This is a genomic window from Leuconostoc mesenteroides subsp. mesenteroides ATCC 8293 (assembly GCF_000014445.1).
Classification (GTDB): domain Bacteria; phylum Bacillota; class Bacilli; order Lactobacillales; family Lactobacillaceae; genus Leuconostoc; species Leuconostoc mesenteroides.
In genome coordinates this window covers 666,401-684,420 of sequence record NC_008531.1, presented here as the reverse complement: position 1 = coordinate 684,420, position 18,020 = coordinate 666,401, and the positions used below count along the sequence as shown (strand labels likewise).

The window sequence follows — 18,020 nt, the reverse complement described above, 5'->3', positions numbered from 1 at the left end:
TAGTAATTTCTTATGAACCAGTTTTTGCACGTATTTTATGTTGTTACTAGTCAAAAAGATAAAAAACTTTTAGCCAAATTCACCAGCTAAAAGTTCTACGTGCTTTTTTATTTAGTTAAAAATGCTGCTAATTAGCAAAGATTATTTATTATCAATATTGCTCATCGAATAAAACAAGTCGTTCTCACTGTCAGTTTCAATATTAAATAATAAATTTTCTTCTGTCGAATACTTTAATAATGAATAAGTACGTCCGCTATTTTCAAATTCAAACTCAACACTTGTTTTATCCGTGTATACATGTAGCTTGAAGACATTTGGATTAACGACACCGCTTTGTTCGACAAATTTTTTATTATATTCAGTATTTGCATCACTATCAGCGATATTTTTTGTTTGTCGTGATACCGTGTAATATCCGGTATCTGCATTATAATTTAAGTCAACGGTTGAATCCTTTTGCTTGAATGACAAATGAATGTTTCCACAGACAGTTTCCTTCTTTTTATTTGTCATTTGTAAATAGAAGTTTTGACTTGTCCAGCGTTGGGTATCCAATAGTTGATAATAGCCATCGTTATCTTTAGATAATTGACTTGTATTAATCGTATCTTTAACTGTTTTTGTCAAACTATCATAGGGCTTAACCAGTGAAGATGCCATTGTGTACTCACCATTAACTTTGGTTAAATTCAATTGGTGCGCTAACGATAATGATCCCAACTTATATGATTGTTCATTATTCGCATCAACTATTTTTTTACATGAATACCCCCAATTACCTAACCAACCAATTGACAATATATTCGTGTTATCCGATGTTTGAAAATAGTTACTAGCATAATAATCTGAACCATCATCAACACGCTTTGGTTGCTGTTCAGCAACAAATACACCATTATCATCAAGGTGCCCAACCATATAATAAGAACCACTGGTCTGACCGTAATTGTAGCCATTAGCACCGAAAAACATCACCGTTTTAGTTGTCCCCGTAGTTGTATCACACATTGTTTTTAGATTTGGGCATTCAATCAATCCCAGATCCTTACCATTTAAAGCACCGCTGTTCAATGGTGTAGCACCTACATAGTTGAAGTTTTTACCATCGCCACTAGTATAAACACCAATTTTATCGTCTTCAGCAAGATACATCGTCATTTTTTTCGTTTCTTTATTGAAAAAGACGTATGGATCTCTAAAGTGAGCTTTTGCAGATGATGCAGACATAATAGCTCCGTCAGAATAAGGTTGATAGGTCACACCATTATCGATAGAATAAGCCACATATTGTTTTTGTCCCGTTGGTGTATAACTAGTGAAATAAGCGATGATTGCTTTTTTTGGCAAATCAGAAAAGAACTTATTCGTGTTTTTAATTACTGATCCAGTCGCAACTGCTTCCCATTTATTCTGAAACTTTGGAATAGCGATACCTAGTTTCTCGTAATGTACGAAATCTTTTGTCTTAACATGATACCATTCCGTGCCATCGTCATCATGCTTATAATTCAAATCAGCTAAATAGTAAATATGGTAGTATCCCGATGAATCCTGCCAAATACTTTGTACGTCATTCATAAGCCCTTGCTCAATATTATGGTGATAATATTGTTGATACTCATTTGATGTCACAGTCCCCGCCAGCACAGGTGAAGTGCTGATGAAAAACAGTGAAAATACTGCTCCAGCTACCCTTAGTAGTCTTGTAAATGTCATAAAAATACTCTCTCCCTTAAATTTGCGCATAAGATTTATTTTACCTGAAACATTTTATTTGTCAAACGTTAGTCATTTTAACTAAATAAAAAAGAGCCACACAATAGGTAAACATGTGGTCCCACATTCAAGAGTGTGCATTTTTCGGTAGAGTTGAAAAGCACATACAATATTTTAAAACGATAACATTTTGAAAGCAATGGACTATACTAGTCAGTATTTGTGAAAGTGTTCAAAAGTATTATTTCAGCTTATAAATAATATTATCTGGAATTGTTGACTTACTAATGATGTATGGACCTTCTACTACCCGTTTATCACTAATATCGGCTTTAACAAAACTATTCTTTTTCAATGGCCTTACATTTTCACCACTTAATTCATAATTGAGTGTCTTTCTTTCACCTTTTTTGGTAACAAAGTGAAATTTGTATATATAACTATGTGAATGAGCAATAACCTTCCCGTTATCATCTGTAGTTTTTTCTTTTTTAGGAACATGTGCAGGTGCTTTGGCATAGCCGACTTCTGTTACATATGTATCATGATAATAACGTGCTGCTTGCACAAAAACAATAGCCAGTAATACCAAGATAATTGATACCAAAATAATGCTTTTTCTCCGATTCAAATTCATAATATTCCTCAACAATAATTTTCATATTTTACCAACTATTTCATTATACGTGATTATTTTTTTAAAATTAAAATTTTTGTTTCTAGTTTATAACTAAATTTTTTTCACAAAAAAAAGACCCATATGGGTCTTCTTCATTAGTCGCGTGAGCCACTAACAACACCGAAGATGCGTAACAGCGCGAAGAAAATATTGACAAAGTCTAGGTATAATCTCAAGGCGCCATTTACTGCAAGTCCTGTTGTATCTGCTTGACCAGCAAATTGTGAATACATTACCTTCAAGTTCTGATTATCATATGCTGTAAATAAGGAAAAGACAACGACACTAGCCCATGAGAGCAATAGCGAAACGATTCCACTATAGAAAAACATATTAGCAATTGATGCTATCAGCAAACCAATTAACAGACCAAACAAAATCGAACCTAGTCCCGTCAAATCACGTTTTGTGAAAACACCATAAGCTGCCATTCCACCGAAAACCGCGGATGCAGAAACGAAAGCCATCACCACAGAAGCTCCTGTATAAACAGCTAACAAGACACCAAGCGTCAAGCCTTCAACCACTGCAAAAGCCATCAACAAGCCAAAAGCACGAGCAGGATTTTTAAAAGTTGCACGACCAATCATCGTTATAATCAACATCTGAATACCCAACAGTGCCAAAAGACCAATAACATTACCTACAAGCAACTTAGCAACTTGTTCCAAAAAAAAGTTTTGTACTATAAAGCCTGTCACTGCGGTAAGTAAAACTGCTATACCCATAAAGCTATATGTCTGTTTAAAGAATGCGCGCATTCCCTCATCTACACCCGTCACATCACGACGGGCGTTCATATTAAAATTATCCATTACTATTTACCTCCAGTATTCTAAACAATTCTGGTTATATCAATTATAACAGAAATCACATTAAATAGATATTAAGTCAAGTCTGTTCTCAATTGGCCAAGTAGCTTTTCATAAGCAAATTCATATTTTTCAATGTCACCAGCGCCCATAAAGACCATTACAGCATTTTCATATGGCATTAACAGACTCATGTCGTTTTCTTCAATGATGCCACCAAACTTACTAATTTCAGATCCTAAGTCCTTGGAAGTAATCGTTCCGGCTTGTTCTCGTGCAGAGCCAAAAATATTGGCTAGATAAACTTGATCTGCCGCTTCTAAACTGCTAGCAAATTCGTCTTTATACGCAATTACGCGTGAAAAAGTATGCGGTTGGAAAATGGCAATAATTTTTTTATTGGGATACTTTTGGCGTGCCGCGTCTAATGTCGCTGTAATTTCTGTTGGATGGTGAGCATAATCATCAATCACTGTAATATCAGCAATTTGCTTTTCACTAAAACGACGTTTAACCCCCTGATAGGTCAGCAAATATTGACGAATTAAATCAAGGTCAACCTCTTCCATATAAGATACAGCAATCACTGCTAACGCATTTAAAATACCATGTTGCCCAAATAAAGGAACAGCAAATTCGCCTAAGTCTTTACCACGAAAAACAACGTCAAAATGCGACCCCTGAGTTGATTTGTGAATGTTAGTCGCTACAAAATCATCTCTTTCTGGATTGACGCCATAGTAGTAAACATCTGCTGAGGGTTTCAAAGAACGCAAGTGCTCATCATCACCCCAAGCAAAAATAGCCTTTTTAACATTATTAGCAAAATCAGCAAATGCAGACGTTACATCTTCAATGCCAGTATAATAATCAGGATGATCAAAATCAATATTTGTTAAAATCGCATAATCCGGGGCATAATCTTTAAAATGACGACGATATTCATCTGCCTCAACAACAAAAAATTGTGAGTTAGGCACGCCTCGTCCTGTACCATCTCCGATAAGATATGAGGTAGGGGCAATATTCTTCAACACGTGAGCTAGTAATCCGGTTGTGGACGTTTTGCCGTGGGCTCCTGCAACTGCTATGGATGTAGTTTGTGATATTTGTTCTTGAACAGCTTCTGGATACGAAACCATGGTTACACCAATTTCTAATGCCCGAGCCACTTCAATTTGATCATTATTAAAAGCGTTTCCCCTCACAAAAATAGCATCTTGATTGGCATCTATATTTCTTGCATCAAATGTTAATATTTTAATACCTGCTGCCTCTAATGGAGCTTGCGTATATGTATACGTATCAATATCTGAACCAAGCACCTCATTTCCTTGGTCATGCAAAATTTGTGCTAACGGTCCCATTCCAGTACCTTTGATGCCAATAAAATAATATTTTTTACTCATTTTTTTACGATCTCCATCACAAACGTGAAATACTGTAACTCACCTTTTCGCAACTCAAACACCAATTTCCGATACTTTGTACTTTCATCATTGAATATTCGATAAACATGAGGTGCGTTTCTAATTTTATCTACCATCTTATCAACACTTTCAGCTACATTAATCAATTGATCAACACGAGCTGTACTTCCCCTGTCTTAATAATTTGTATCAACTAATCCATCTGTATAGAGCGTTGCACCCTTTTCGAAGTCAAACACATCGCCAATTTCACCAAAATCATTTGGTAAAACCAAGGCACCTGGTTTTTCAGGAGCGCCCGGTAAATGTAACTCTCGTCCAGAAACAATCATCCCTGAAGATGGCACACCGCGTAATGCACCATCCCATATCAAGGTGCCTGAAGGCATCATAGTTCCAGGCTGAGCTACCACAACTTTAATCCCTGTTTTCATATTTGGCGATCCAGAGACAATTTGAAGGCTTTTTTGGTCACTAACTTTTGTTTGTGTGATATGTAAATGATCTGAATCTGGATGATTCGAAAGGTTTTCAACGAAACCAATAACAAGTTTTGAAGGTGAAACCTTCATAATTTCATCAAATCCAGCTGATTTGATGTTGGCGTTAAGAATATTTATTTGCTCTTCGTTTAAGAATATTTGACCATTTTCTCCAATAATCCCTAATTCGGCACCTACATTAGCAATGTTAAACCCAGTGGCCTGACCTGTTTCAGCATTACTTATTCGTGTCACGTTTCCGACAGTAGTCACAATTTGTTTTTCCGCGTTAGGAGCAAGTGTAACAACAAGTATGTCCCCACAAGATTTTTGGTTATATGAAGTAATCATTTTATTATATTCCTTAAATTTAATATATTTTCTATTTTACATTATTCTTAACTTGCTTGCACACTAACCTCTATACCAACTACCACAGAAATCAGCTATATCTAGCACTGCACTGACTTCACAGTACAAAAAAAAGCCTGTCGGCTTAGTTCTTTTGATCCATATAATTGATTAATAACTGGGCTGAAGCCTTACCAGCTTCAACTACGAAATCATCAAAGACAATATTAGATTCTCCATTAGCTAAATCGGAAACACCACGTAATACAATAAATGGGGTTCCAAACTGTGTAGCAACTTGTGCTACCGCTGCTGCTTCCATCTCAGCAACTAATGCCTCTGGAAAATGGGACAAAATTTTCTTTTTACCATCATCTTGAACAAATTGATCACCAGAAACAATTAAGCCTTCTTTGCCCGCTGTCAAATTCTTAAAATCAGCAACCACTGCTGGATCAGCTTCGTAATATAAGGGCTTGTTTGGCAATTGACCATAAGCATATCCGAATGCTGTCACATCAACATCTGAATACGCAATACGTGTGCCAATAACTTCATCCCCTATTTTTAAATCGGGGTCTAACGCACCAGCAGAACCAGTGTTAACAATCAAATCAGGATTAAAATTATCAATCATCACTGTAGCAGCAGAACCTGCAGCCACTTTACCAATACCAGACTCAGTGAGCATTACTTCATGATTTTTATAAGTTCCTGAAGTAATCGTTGTGCTGCCGTGCTGTCTTGTTTCTGTATTTTCAAGAATTGCAGACAATGCAATCTTTTCCTCCGCCATTGGCGTGATAATTCCTATTTTCATTTTTTTCTCCAAATTTACTAGTTAATTAAAAAAAAGGCAGCGTACGTTGCAATAATTAATAAAATCAAAACAATAATAATTACATTGTAACGATGCGTTAAGCGTTTTGATTTGCCTTTCGCTGTTAGCTTACCATCTGACCCTAATTCATAACGTCCTTTACGTGTTAACCGCATCTCTTCTCGAGTTTCTGGCTGGACAATTTCAACTTGAGTTGGATGTTTTCTAGCGTAGTCTTTTTCAACTTTGATACGTTCTTTTTCACGCGCCTTTTGCTCTTTTTTGGCTGCTTTACGTGACATTTTATCCATAAATTAACCCCGCAAGTAATTCCAATACAAAAAGGCTGTGACAGTTTTTTGATCAATTAATTTTCCTGAATCAAACAACGATTTCACTTCACTAAAAGACATGGTTACTAAATCCATTGTCTCCCCTAAATCGCGTGGTAATTGTTGATCTTGTTCAATGGGTGTTAAATTTCTCGCAACATATAAATGCATATAAGCATCAGAAAAACCAACTGTTTCAACAAAACCTAACGCTTTTTCAATAGAACCCGCTGCCATACGTAATTCTTCATTTAGTTCACGCTCAACTGCATGATGAGGTTCGTCAAAATCACGTTGATCCAATTTTCCAGCGGGAATTTCCAAAATAAAATCGCTAATTGTGGCACGCCATTGTTTCTCTAAAATAATATGTTCATCATCAACAAAAGCTAAAACGCCAATTGCAGGCACGTGCCTAACAATATCTCTTTTAGCTTTTTTTCCATTATAGAGATCAACATCTTGCGTTTCAACGCTAAATATTGGCCCCTCATAAATTATCTTAGACGATGTTACTGTCTCACGATATGCCACCATTAAACGTCTGCTGCCTCAACCGAAAGTGGACGAACCTGGGCTGCTTGATAAGACTTATACCCTTGTACCAGTACGTACGCTACTTTTTCGCCTTGAATCAATGACTTAAAGCCATCCATATCAATACCATTAAAATGAACAAAGACATCATCTCCACCTTCATCGGGTGTAATGTATCCATATCCACGTTCTTTTTGCCAAATTTTTACTGTTCCTGTTTTCATAAATATAGTATAACACACCTTTATATTGTTAGTTTAAAACGGTTCAAGCACAACGTTAAAAGGAGCTTATTCTCCACCAAAAATGAAAGTCAAATTTGGTGGAACAACTGTATTTCATTGTATAATAAAAGTGAACTCTTGCACATGTATCTATCATTGATATGCAGGTACCAAAATGCTCAATAAACGCTATGAACAACTTAAAGCCGCTGAAGGTGGCGCTATTATCAGCCTTACTGCCTATAGTCTGATCACTATTATGAAATTGCTAGTTGGAAATATTGGTCATTCGGAAGCCTTAATCGCTGATGGATTCAATAATTCAACTGACATTTTAGCGTCACTAACGGTGCTGATTGGGCTTCATTTTTCGCGCCGACCACCTGATAAAAACCACCAATACGGTCACTGGAAATCAGAAAACATCGCCAGCATGATTACTTCAATAATTATGTTAATCGTTGCGTTACAAGTTCTATTTAGTGCTTTTAGAAATATCCTGAGTGGTCAAATAGTCACACCTAGCCCCCTCAGCGCAATTGTTGGCATTATTTCAGCCATCCTACTTAGCTTTTTGTACTTTCACAACCAGAAGTTGGCCAAAAACGTACATAGCACAGCTTTGCTTGCAGCTGCTAAGGACAACCTCAGTGATATTTTTACTAGTATAGCCACCACGTTGGCAATCCTCGCATCCTCATTTCATTTTTCATGGCTTGATGCTACTGTAGCAATCATTATTTCTCTATTAATCCTTAACATGGCAGTTGATATTTTTAAAAACAGTGTGTTTATGCTTTCAGATGGTTTTGATCAGCATACACTGGATCAGTATCGTTTGACAGTTAACAGAATTCCTGGTGTCATCGCTGTAAAAGAGATAAGAGGTCGATCTTATAGTGAAAACATTGCCCTGGATATTGTCGTAACAATGAACCCACAACTGACTGTGGCAGAAAGTCATGCCATCACAAAACTTATTGAAAAAAAATTATTTGAAGCGTACCAAATTTTTGACGTTGAAATCCATGTCGAGCCAGAAAATAAGTAATAAAAAAATGGCCTAAAGGCCATTTTTTAGTCTAAAACAAACCAGTAATTGTACCATTCTCATCAATATCAATATCCAATGCCGCTGGATGTTTTGGTAATCCAGGCATTGTCATGATGCTTCCCGTTAATGCAACTAAAAATCCAGCGCCAAGTTTTGGTACGAATTCACGGATATAAATTTTGAAATCTTTAGGTGCCCCAAGTTTTTTAGCATCATCTGTAAATGAATACTGCGTTTTTGCCATAATAATTGGTAACTTGTCCCAACCATATTTTTTAAAATCTTGTAATTGTTTTTGCGCCTTAGTTGATAATTCAACACCCGTCCCACCGTATATTGTTTGCACGATAGTATTTAGTTTATCAATAGCTGAATCGTCAGCTTGATATAGTGGTGTAAAATCTGCTTCTTGAGCTGATTTTTTAATGACAGCTGCAGCCAACTCTTGTGCCCCTGCACCGCCTTTTGCCCAAACTTCTGTTGTATAAGCTGTTGCGCCAAATTGTTGGACGTAGTCTTTAATAACCTGTAACTCTGCTTCCGTATCCGAGGTGAAGCGATTAATGGCTACTAACACTGGTACGCCATAACGATTCATCGCTGTCAGGTGTTGACCTAAATTTTCTAAGCCGTTCCTGAGCGCAGTGACATCTTCATTATTCAAATTTGATAATGCAACGCCACCATGGTGTTTCAAAGCACGTACGGTAGCGACAATAACAATTGTATCTGGCGTTTTACCAAGCAACGGCACCTTAACATCTAGAAACTTCTCGCCACCCAAGTCTGCACCAAATCCCGCCTCCGTTACAACATAATCTGCTAATTTCAGAGCCGTTTTGGTTGCCAAAATAGAGTTAGTTCCTTGAGCGATGTTAGCAAATGGACCACCGTGAATAATTGCCGGTGTGTGTGCCAGTGTTTGGACAAGATTGGGTTTGATAGCGTCCTTCAACAAAACAGTTAAGGCGCCAGCAACACCTAAATCAGCAACAGTCACTGGTTCTTTGCTGTAGGTATAACCAACAACAATACGCTTGATACGCTCTTTCATATCCATTAAATCAGTTGAGAGTGTTAAAATAGCCATCAATTCAGAAGCTACAGTAATGTCAAAACCATCTTCACGCGGAACACCTGAAGTTGGTCCACCTAAGCCGACAGTGACATGACGCAATTCACGATCATTAATATCTACTACGCGTTTCCACAAAATACGACGTGGATCAATATTTAATGGATTTCCTTGGTGAATACTATTATCTAGTAATGCAGCAAGTGTATCATGAGCTGATGTTAATGCATGGAAGTCTCCAGTAAAATGTAAATTAATATCAGCCATTGGAACGACTTGTGCAAAGCCACCACCAGTTGCGCCACCTTTAAGCCCCATCACAGGCCCCAAGGAGGGTTCACGTAGCGCAATCATCGTCTTTTTATCGGCCAAATTTAGCGCATCAGCCAAACCAACCGTTACTGTTGATTTTCCTTCGCCGGCGGGAGTTGGATTAATTGACGTAACCAAAATCAACTTACCCAATTCTTGCTTACGAACGATAGATGGATCCAAATTAATTTTTGCTTTGTCGTATCCATAGGGTTCAATTTCATTAGCCTGCAGCCCTGCAGTAGTAGCAATTTTGGTAATTGGTTTTATTTCAACGGATTGGGCAATTTCAATATCTGTTTGCATGTTTGTTTCCCTTTATAATTTTTGAACAGCTTGATAAGCAATATCGTGACGATATTGTAAATCCATCGGTGTCTTATCTAATACATTATAAACTTTTTCTTGTGCCAATTTCACATTTTTGTCATGAGCAATAACAGTGGCTACACGCCCGCCATTTGCATGCAACACCGTGTTCGCCAATTTGACGCCAGCATAATTAGTCACTAATGGGATTTGAGGAACGATTGCTCCTTTTTGAGGACGTTCAGGATAACCCTTCGCTGCTAGAACAACCCCAACATACACTTCTTCCTCTTGCCAATGTGACGCTGGTTTTTCACCTGACAATAGCTGCAAAATTAATTGATAAAAATCACCCTCAAATTGAGGTAATACTACTTGTGCCTCAGGGTCACCAAAGCGTACATTGAATTCAATGACTTTAGGACCTTCTTCAGTTAACATGACGCCTGTATATAAGACACCAGTAAATGACGCGTGCTCTTCAACCATTGCTTTCACTGTTGGATTAACTAAAGTTTCAATAGTTTCCTGACGAATTTGATCTGAAATCCATTTCACTGGGCTATAAGCCCCCATTCCACCGGTGTTAGGTCCTTCATCACCATCAAAACGACGTTTATGGTCTTGTGCTAAAGGTGCATGAGTCATTGCACCGTTTTGACCCACTAATGTAAATACAGAAAACTCGACTCCTTTCAGATATTCCTCAATAACCAATTTGACATCAACATTTTGCGTGTATAACTTTTCCAAATAAACTTGAGCATCAGCGGCATTTTCAATAATAGTGACCCCTTTGCCCAAAGCCAATCCATCTAGCTTAAAAACAATTGGAAAACCAAATTTTGCAATAGCTTGATTCGCTTCATTAAAAGAAGTTACGGTTATTGATTGCGCAGTTGGAATATTGTACTTTTGAAGAATGTTCTTCGTAAATGATTTAGAACCTTCAAGTTGAGCTGCTTTTTTTGTTGGACCAAATATTTTTAAGGAGGCTTCTGTGAATACGTCAACGATACCTAGTGTCAACGGCTCTTCATTGCCAACAAACGTTAGATCAACGTGTTCTTGGTTTGCGAAATCCCTTAGTTCAATTAAATTAGTCACTGGAATCTCAACTCGTCGTAAATGGTCATCTGTCATCCCATCATTTCCGGGTGTAACAATGACTTCATCTACTTGTGGACTTTTTAAAAATGTCTGTGCTAGCGCATGCTCACGTGCACCAGAACCGATAATCAAAACTTTTGTCATGACTGGCCTCTTTGTTTGTTAATAACTATAGTTTAACAATTATATTGACCATTTTGTATGTTTTTAAATTATATTTTTATAATAAATAAAGATATAGTTCGTTTTTTGATAGGTATTTTCACGATCTGACAAAATTTGTCGAACGTTTGGATTGTAAACGGTTTCTTTTTGGACAACAAAAAAGAACCAGTACAAAACTGATTCCTGATATATTCAGTATTTATTTGTCTAAAATAGCTTGGATCTCTTTAAGTTCAGCCGCAGAGAAATCTAAATTATCGGAAAACTTTAAGTTGTCAACTAAATGTTCAACCTTACTTGCACCAATGACGACTGTTGCAACGCGTTCATCCTTTAATAACCAAGCTAGCGCCATTTGTGACAATTTTTGTCCACGGCCTTGCGCAATTGCATTTAAAGCATTTAGCTTGGCAATTAAGGCATCCTTACCGTTCTTAAATAAGAATTGGTTTGTTGGATGGATTGGATAATCAGCAGGAATTTCTTTCAGATAACGATCAGTCAATAAGCCTTCAGCAAGTGGTCCATAGGCTACAAGACCCGCATGATTTTGATCCAAGACATCCAAAAGACCATCCTTTTCAGCTGTGCGGTTCAACATGTTATAAGATACTTGGTTACCAATAAATGGTGTACCAAGTTCATCGAATATTTTAGTGATTGCTTTTGTTTGCTCGGCAGTGTAGTTCGAAACACCAACATAAAGCGCCTTACCCTGTTTTACAATCAAGTCTAACGCACGAGCAGTTTCCTCTAAACGTGTGTTTGGATCCCAACGGTGTGCATAAAAGATATCAACATAATCTAGTCCCATCCGTTGTAAGCTCAAATCCAGCGCGGCAACTAATGTTTTCTTGCCAGAAAATTCGCCTAATGGTCCAGGCCACATATGATAACCGGCTTTCGTCGTAATCACCAATTCATCACGATAAGGTTTTAAATCATTACGATAAACATTTCCAAATGTCACTTCGGCTGTGCCATTGCTTGGCCCATAATTTGATGCGTTATCAAAACTAAAGATACCACTATCAAACGCTTTTAAAATCACATTTCTAGAATTTTCAAGTGGCATTTGATCACCTAAATTACGCCACAATCCAAACGAAACTGCCGGTAAAATAAGACCAGAATCACTAACTCGGCGATAAGGTAACTTTTCGTAACGTTGTTCATCTGCTGCATATACCATTTTAAATCAATCCTCCTAAAAGTAGTTTTGCCACGCGCTCGTGCTCCAAAATATTCGGATGCACTTGTTGTGGCGAAATTTTCCACGGCGTAGTATCCAATAAAACAAAACAATCGAAGCGTTTTATCTCTTGCTCAAAAACTTTTTTAAACGCACCGTTGAAAGGCACTAGGAGCACTATCTTGGCATCATGGAAACGTTTAATTAGCTCAAGCAAGTACACCCGTAACCCAAAACAAAAATCTTGCACCGTTGCACCATAATTATAGTCGTTTGTGCCATAATTGACAATTACTAAATCAGAAGATGCCCTAGGGCGCTCAACATTCGGAGCAACGTGCCACAATGCCTCGACAGCCGTTGGTTCCTGAAAAGGAGCACTCGGCGTTAAACCTGAACCACCATAGCCAATCCGAGCTAGTGGCTTATGGAGCATTTCAGCAATCAATTCAGGATAACTGAGCTCTGGATGCGGCTCATGTTCGATCATTTCCTCACCAGCAGTAATGGAATCACCAATAAATGTAATGTAATTTACATCGGTTGCAATTGGGGCTAGCTCTCCAGAATCAATTTGACCCGAAACTAATGTGATTGGATTAGTCCATAGCGTCATTTGATTACCAGAAATAGACCGTACCAACAAAATATAGTGTCCGTCAGTTACTGATAATTTGAGTACATTATTTTCAACGTTAATTTCATGCCAATTTTCTCCGTTAAGAGACAATACCAGCGATAGACCCTCGTATTTTTTTGCAAACTTTAAAGTGACTTCTTGCGCACCTTGAACCATAAATTCCAACGCTGCGCCAAATTGAGTTGTAACAAATCCATTACTTGTTTTTCCCCATTCAGGAGATAAAAAAGATTCTAGATCCACTATTTTCATAACATTACGTCCAAATTGTCTGGGCTTTTCAGCACATCCTCAATACTTTCAAACACATTGATGCGTCTGATTGCTTCAGCAAATGATTCGGCCACAGACAATACTTTCAGCTTACTCATGTTTTTATGTTCGGCTATTTCAACAGTATTTGCTACAACAACATGATCAATTGGTGCTTTTTCAAGATGATCAACCGCGTTATCTGACAACACAGCGTGCGTAGCAACAGCATAAATTTCAATCGCACCTGCATTAGCAGCTGCTTCACTGGCAAGGACCATACTTGTTCCTGTATCAATGATATCATCGATTAAAATAGCACGTTTACCAGCCACATTACCAGTAATTTGATATGGTGTATTTGGGCGAACGCTATCAACACGTCGGTCAACTAGTGCCCAATCTGCATGTAAAAGTTTGGCAAACTTGCGTGCACGAGCAACACTAGAATGATCCGGCGCAACAACAACTAAATCATCCCCTAACAAATCATTAGCATAAAAGTAATGCCCCAAAGCCGGCATGGCTAGCAAATGATCTACAGGAATATCAAAGAATCCTTGAACCTGATCCGCATGTAAATCCATCGTCATGACCCGTTTTACGCCCTGCGACTCCAACATATTGGCAATCATACGTGCTGAAATAGGTTCTCGAGAACGGGCTTTTCGGTCTGAACGTGCATAACCGAAATAGGGAATAATGACGTTGATTGAATTGGCAGAAGCACGACGTGCTGCATCAATAAAAATCATCAATTTCATGAAATTATCATTCACCGGCGCCGTAATTCCTTGAATGACATACACATTCCGACCACGAACAGTATTTTCAATTCGCTCATATATTTCATTATCAGCAAATGTTTTGATATCAATTGGGGCTAATGGTACACCTAAAATTGTTGATATTTCACCTGCCAGTTCATCATTACTGCCAAGGTTAAATAGCTCATATGCTGGTGTCATAAAGTTCTCCATTCATTATTATATTATACATTATACTATATGAAAACGATTACATGAAATCATATGGGGTAATATTTTCCATTCCGATCATCGGATTAACCGCACTACTAATAACCATTGTTGTTGTCAAATGAGGTGTTTTTTCAGGGATAGTTTCCGATTCATCTGAACTATCGTGCTCATTAACTTCAGTTTTGCTGTGACTCAACCTTTGTTGCAGGAATGTGAATCTTTTCGGCACCAGTGTGCGTGAAGCACGTTCAAATGCGGTGTATTCTCCCACAAGAATCAAAGCCTCTTTGGCTCTGGTAATTCCTGTATATAATAAATTTCGATTAAGCATTAAACCAAAATGATTTGTCAAAACCATGATAACCAATTGAAACTCGTTACCTTGTGCTTTATGGACGGTCGTAGCGTACGCTAATGACAGTTGATTCAAATTTTTTTTGGGATAAGCCAATTCTTTACCATCAAAATCAATGATGAGGCGATCTTCATTATCATCATTGCCAATGTCAGACTTGTACTGGACAGCAATTATTTTGCCCATATCTCCGTTATAAACATCTCGCTCGCTGTCATTTTCTAGCTGTAAGACCTTATCACCCTTTCGGAAAATTGTCATTCCAAACTGCAAACTTTTTTGATTTGATTTAAGCGGATTGAACAATTTTTGAGCCATTTGATTTAAGGCAATTACACCGGCAGATGTTTTGTACATTGGGGTTAATATTTGTAAATCGTCTTGCGTGTAACCTTTTTTAATCGCCAATGCAACCACTTGTTCAATTGCTTGCGAAGCTTGCTCTGAATTTACCATAAAACTCGAACGATCTGGTTGATTCTCTAAGAAATCTGCTGGTAACTCACCGTTTTTAATATGCGTTGCAAGTTCAGTAATGCTGCTCCCACGGCCTTGTCGATAGATAACTTCTAATTCAATATGAGTGATATCTCCGCTACTCACTAAATCCTCTAATACATTGCCTGGTCCAACCGACGGTAGTTGATCGCTATCTCCGACGATAATTACCTTCATCCCATTTGGAACCGCTGCTAGCAATTTTGAAGTTAATTCAATATCTAGCATCGACGCTTCATCTATTATTAGTAGACCGCCTGCGATAGGATTATCCGCATTAAACTCTGGCTCATCCAAATCAGCAATACCCAGTAGCCGATGGATTGTCGAAGCATCATAACCCGTTACCTCAGTCATCCGCTTTGCTGCACGTCCTGTTGGTGAAGCCATTCTGACCTGATAATTTTTGAGAAAATCTTTAGTATTGTCTGCAAACTTTGCACGATTTTGAATCATTTTCTTCCAAGTGGCGACCATTGTGCGGATAATTGTCGTTTTTCCAGTTCCTGGTCCACCTGTTAACAAGAAAATTTGTGATTTCAACCCAGTTTTAACCGCCTCAACTTGTATCTGATCGAGCGTCATTTTTCCAGGCGTCACAAATGATTCATCAATATCATTTGCTGTTATATTCAATGGAGAACTTGTATTTAATAATCGTTTTAAGTTAATAGCCGTTTCTTTTTCAGCAATGTACAACCTTTTCGCATAATAACGGCCATCATCGTTAACCAAAATATTGCTTTCAATTAAGCTCTGGATGGCCTTTTGAATTTGATTCGACATTTCGGTATTGTTTTGATGCAACATTTGCTCGACTGACAATAATAGTTGATCGTGTGATAAAAACATATGACCATATTGAAACGTCACATTCATAATTGTTGCGTAAACAGCGGCTTGCATACGCCGTTCATCGAATTTATCTACACCAACCTTATGACCAATATCATCGGCTTTTTTAAAACTAATGCCATCAAATTCAAATACTAAACGGTAAGGATCTTGCGTTAAAATGTCTTGTGCCTCGTTACCGTATTGATCATATAAACGTCCGGCAATGTCCGCACCAATACCAAATTGATTGCCAATTTGGAACAAGCGTTCTAGACCTAAGTTAAGTCGCAACGTACGCGCCAGTTTTCGAGCTGTTTCTGCTTTTACAATACCGTCAAGAATTTTTGCGTCATCTAGAATTAGATTGACAGCATTCAATCCCAAATGATTAACAATTTTTTCAGCCGTTTTTTTACCAATTCCAGTAAATTGGCCACTAGCAAAATACTTAATCAACCCGTTTTCATCGGGAGGCAGTTCATTTTCGTAATGATCGACTTTAAATTGCTGTCCGTACTTTGGATGTCGAACCAATTGGCCATAAAATCCGTATACACTTCCTTCTTGGACGTCAGCAAATGTTCCAGTGGCAATCATTTCTGGCTCTTGCCAATCTTCTAAAGTTGATTCTTCAATATGTACCGACAAAATTTTAAAATAGGATTCTGTCGATGAAAAAATAACATTTTGTAACGTGCCAGTTATTTTATCTAATTGTTTTTCCGGGTATGCCATCAAATTGTTGTCGAATCATCCTGTTTCTTATTCAGATAACTGGTATTATTCCAGTCCTCTATCACAAAATTCTCACCATCAGTAGTTGATAAAATAGTCGTTGATGTATTAGTCAAGCCACCCCGCTCACGAATGCTCATACGGTGTTGCTTTAGTAAGCCATTTATTCCAAAAGACAGTTCCATACCATGAGAAACAATTAAAATATTGCTTTCTGGGAAATTATTAGCGGTTGCTTTAATAAAACGAACAAACCGGGCTTCAGCTTTTGTATATCCCTCGCCACCAAATTCTTTACCTTCAAATTTATCTAAATCATTGCGGTAGTTGTCAAAGCTTGATGCATACTGTTCTTTTACATTAGCAACTAGTTCACCTTCCCATGCGCCCAAACCAACTTCAGCTAGATTTGACCGCAAAGATAAAGCAGGTTTATATTTTAGTTGTTTAGCGATGTTAATCGCAGTAATACGTGCCCTACGTATTGGCGAAGCATAAATGTGGTCAAACTTGATTTTACTCAAGAACTTGCCCACTTTTTTCATATCATTGTAACTCGAAGGTAACAATTCAGAATCACCATGCCCACCTTGAAAACGGCGCTCAAGATTCCATTCAGTTTGTCCATGTCGTACAAAATAAAATTTTGTCATAATTAATTACTTAGGCCTCCTGCATTAACCACTTCAAAAGAAATTTATTCATTTATTTCTTCCAGAACGCCTCGTTCAATTAACTCATTCACGAAAAAATAATAAAGTTTCACCAACTCAGCAGCATTATTGTTTTTGAAAATATCAACTCGGACAACATCTCCAGCAGAAACTGTACTCATTTTAAATCCAGTCAGTTCTTGATTGATTGAGACTTTCAATTGAATAGCATTATCGAGCGCTTTTTCTGGTTCTAAAGCACGGTGTAATATATGTACACCAGCTTTATTTGTAATAAAGCCAAGATCTCCAAGCGTATATTTTTTAATATTATTACTAAGTTTATATGTTTTATCGCCAGGTATCGTTACAGTTTTGTCAAAAGCCATGTCTTATTTTCTCCCTGATTTGTCTAATTAATATTATAACAAGTATTTCGGTCAAATGCTTTGCTACCAATAAACTTC

The 18,020-nt window shown here is 37.6% G+C and carries 18 protein-coding genes; 1 reads left to right on the top strand and 17 read right to left on the bottom strand.

Going from position 1 to position 18,020, the window contains the following annotated elements; all coding sequences use genetic code 11:
- Window positions 1-141: 141 nt before the first annotated feature.
- The 9 genes from LEUM_RS03470 to LEUM_RS03430 all read right to left on the bottom strand — a co-directional run bounded on the left by LEUM_RS03470 (window position 142) and on the right by LEUM_RS03430 (window position 7,386).
- Window positions 142-1,719: a glycoside hydrolase family 32 protein gene (locus LEUM_RS03470; RefSeq protein WP_011679505.1), complete on the bottom strand. Its 1,578-nt coding sequence runs from the start codon at window positions 1,717-1,719 to the stop codon at window positions 142-144.
- A 241-nt stretch (window positions 1,720-1,960) separates the two neighbouring features.
- Window positions 1,961-2,356: a DUF1093 domain-containing protein gene (locus LEUM_RS03465; RefSeq protein WP_011679504.1), complete on the bottom strand. Its 396-nt coding sequence runs from the start codon at window positions 2,354-2,356 to the stop codon at window positions 1,961-1,963.
- A 137-nt stretch (window positions 2,357-2,493) separates the two neighbouring features.
- Window positions 2,494-3,213 (bottom strand): Bax inhibitor-1/YccA family protein, encoded by a 720-nt coding sequence (locus LEUM_RS03460; protein ID WP_011679503.1) that lies wholly within the window; start codon window positions 3,211-3,213, stop codon window positions 2,494-2,496.
- Window positions 3,214-3,284: 71 nt separating this feature from the next.
- A complete protein-coding gene (murC, locus tag LEUM_RS03455) occupies window positions 3,285-4,619 on the bottom strand; it encodes a UDP-N-acetylmuramate--L-alanine ligase (RefSeq protein ID WP_004164289.1) in 1,335 nt (444 codons plus the stop codon).
- Between the two features lie 197 nt (window positions 4,620-4,816).
- A complete protein-coding gene (gene ytpR / locus LEUM_RS03450; protein WP_011679501.1) occupies window positions 4,817-5,473 on the bottom strand; it encodes a YtpR family tRNA-binding protein in 657 nt (218 codons plus the stop codon).
- A gap of 145 nt (window positions 5,474-5,618) precedes the next feature.
- Complete coding sequence (locus LEUM_RS03445; protein WP_011679500.1) at window positions 5,619-6,293, bottom strand: 5'-methylthioadenosine/adenosylhomocysteine nucleosidase; 675 nt, start codon at window positions 6,291-6,293, stop codon at window positions 5,619-5,621.
- 17 nt (window positions 6,294-6,310) lie between these two features.
- Window positions 6,311-6,604: a hypothetical protein gene (locus LEUM_RS03440; RefSeq protein WP_004164293.1), complete on the bottom strand. Its 294-nt coding sequence runs from the start codon at window positions 6,602-6,604 to the stop codon at window positions 6,311-6,313.
- Window positions 6,605-6,607: 3 nt separating this feature from the next.
- Window positions 6,608-7,162, bottom strand: a complete 555-nt coding sequence (locus tag LEUM_RS03435; protein ID WP_011679499.1) for an NUDIX hydrolase — start codon at window positions 7,160-7,162, stop codon at window positions 6,608-6,610.
- Entirely contained in the window at window positions 7,162-7,386 is a 225-nt protein-coding gene (locus LEUM_RS03430; protein WP_004164295.1) for a cold-shock protein, read from the bottom strand. The genes LEUM_RS03435 and LEUM_RS03430 overlap by 1 nt, the downstream gene beginning before the upstream one ends.
- A gap of 175 nt (window positions 7,387-7,561) precedes the next feature.
- Here LEUM_RS03430 and LEUM_RS03425 point away from each other — a divergent pair, with 175 nt between their 5' ends.
- A complete protein-coding gene (locus tag LEUM_RS03425; RefSeq protein ID WP_011679498.1) occupies window positions 7,562-8,437 on the top strand; it encodes a cation diffusion facilitator family transporter in 876 nt (291 codons plus the stop codon).
- Between the two features lie 31 nt (window positions 8,438-8,468).
- Here LEUM_RS03425 and LEUM_RS03420 read toward each other — a convergent pair whose 3' ends face one another.
- The 8 genes from LEUM_RS03420 to LEUM_RS03385 form a co-directional block, all read right to left on the bottom strand.
- Window positions 8,469-10,133, bottom strand: coding sequence for a formate--tetrahydrofolate ligase (locus LEUM_RS03420; protein ID WP_011679497.1), 1,665 nt, complete (start codon window positions 10,131-10,133; stop codon window positions 8,469-8,471).
- A 12-nt stretch (window positions 10,134-10,145) separates the two neighbouring features.
- The gene (gene purD, locus LEUM_RS03415; protein ID WP_011679496.1) at window positions 10,146-11,390 is read right to left on the bottom strand and encodes a phosphoribosylamine--glycine ligase; all 1,245 of its coding nucleotides are present in this window, start codon (window positions 11,388-11,390) and stop codon (window positions 10,146-10,148) included.
- A 220-nt stretch (window positions 11,391-11,610) separates the two neighbouring features.
- On the bottom strand, window positions 11,611-12,603 hold the full coding sequence (locus tag LEUM_RS03410) for an aldo/keto reductase (RefSeq protein ID WP_011679495.1): 993 nt from the start codon (window positions 12,601-12,603) through the stop codon (window positions 11,611-11,613).
- A gap of 1 nt (window position 12,604) precedes the next feature.
- Entirely contained in the window at window positions 12,605-13,495 is an 891-nt protein-coding gene (locus tag LEUM_RS03405) for an SGNH/GDSL hydrolase family protein (RefSeq protein ID WP_011679494.1), read from the bottom strand.
- The gene (locus LEUM_RS03400; protein WP_011679493.1) at window positions 13,492-14,463 is read right to left on the bottom strand and encodes a ribose-phosphate diphosphokinase; all 972 of its coding nucleotides are present in this window, start codon (window positions 14,461-14,463) and stop codon (window positions 13,492-13,494) included. Before LEUM_RS03400 ends, LEUM_RS03405 begins: the two co-directional genes overlap by 4 nt.
- A gap of 49 nt (window positions 14,464-14,512) precedes the next feature.
- Window positions 14,513-16,900 carry an SF1B family DNA helicase RecD2 gene (gene recD2 / locus LEUM_RS03395; RefSeq protein ID WP_011679492.1) on the bottom strand — a complete coding sequence of 796 codons (2,388 nt, stop codon included), beginning with the start codon at window positions 16,898-16,900 and terminating at the stop codon, window positions 14,513-14,515.
- Window positions 16,900-17,553: a histidine phosphatase family protein gene (locus LEUM_RS03390; RefSeq protein ID WP_011679491.1), complete on the bottom strand. Its 654-nt coding sequence runs from the start codon at window positions 17,551-17,553 to the stop codon at window positions 16,900-16,902. The genes recD2 and LEUM_RS03390 overlap by 1 nt, the downstream gene beginning before the upstream one ends.
- A gap of 44 nt (window positions 17,554-17,597) precedes the next feature.
- Complete coding sequence (locus tag LEUM_RS03385; protein WP_010289985.1) at window positions 17,598-17,942, bottom strand: DUF1831 domain-containing protein; 345 nt, start codon at window positions 17,940-17,942, stop codon at window positions 17,598-17,600.
- Between the last annotated feature and the right edge of the window lie 78 nt (window positions 17,943-18,020).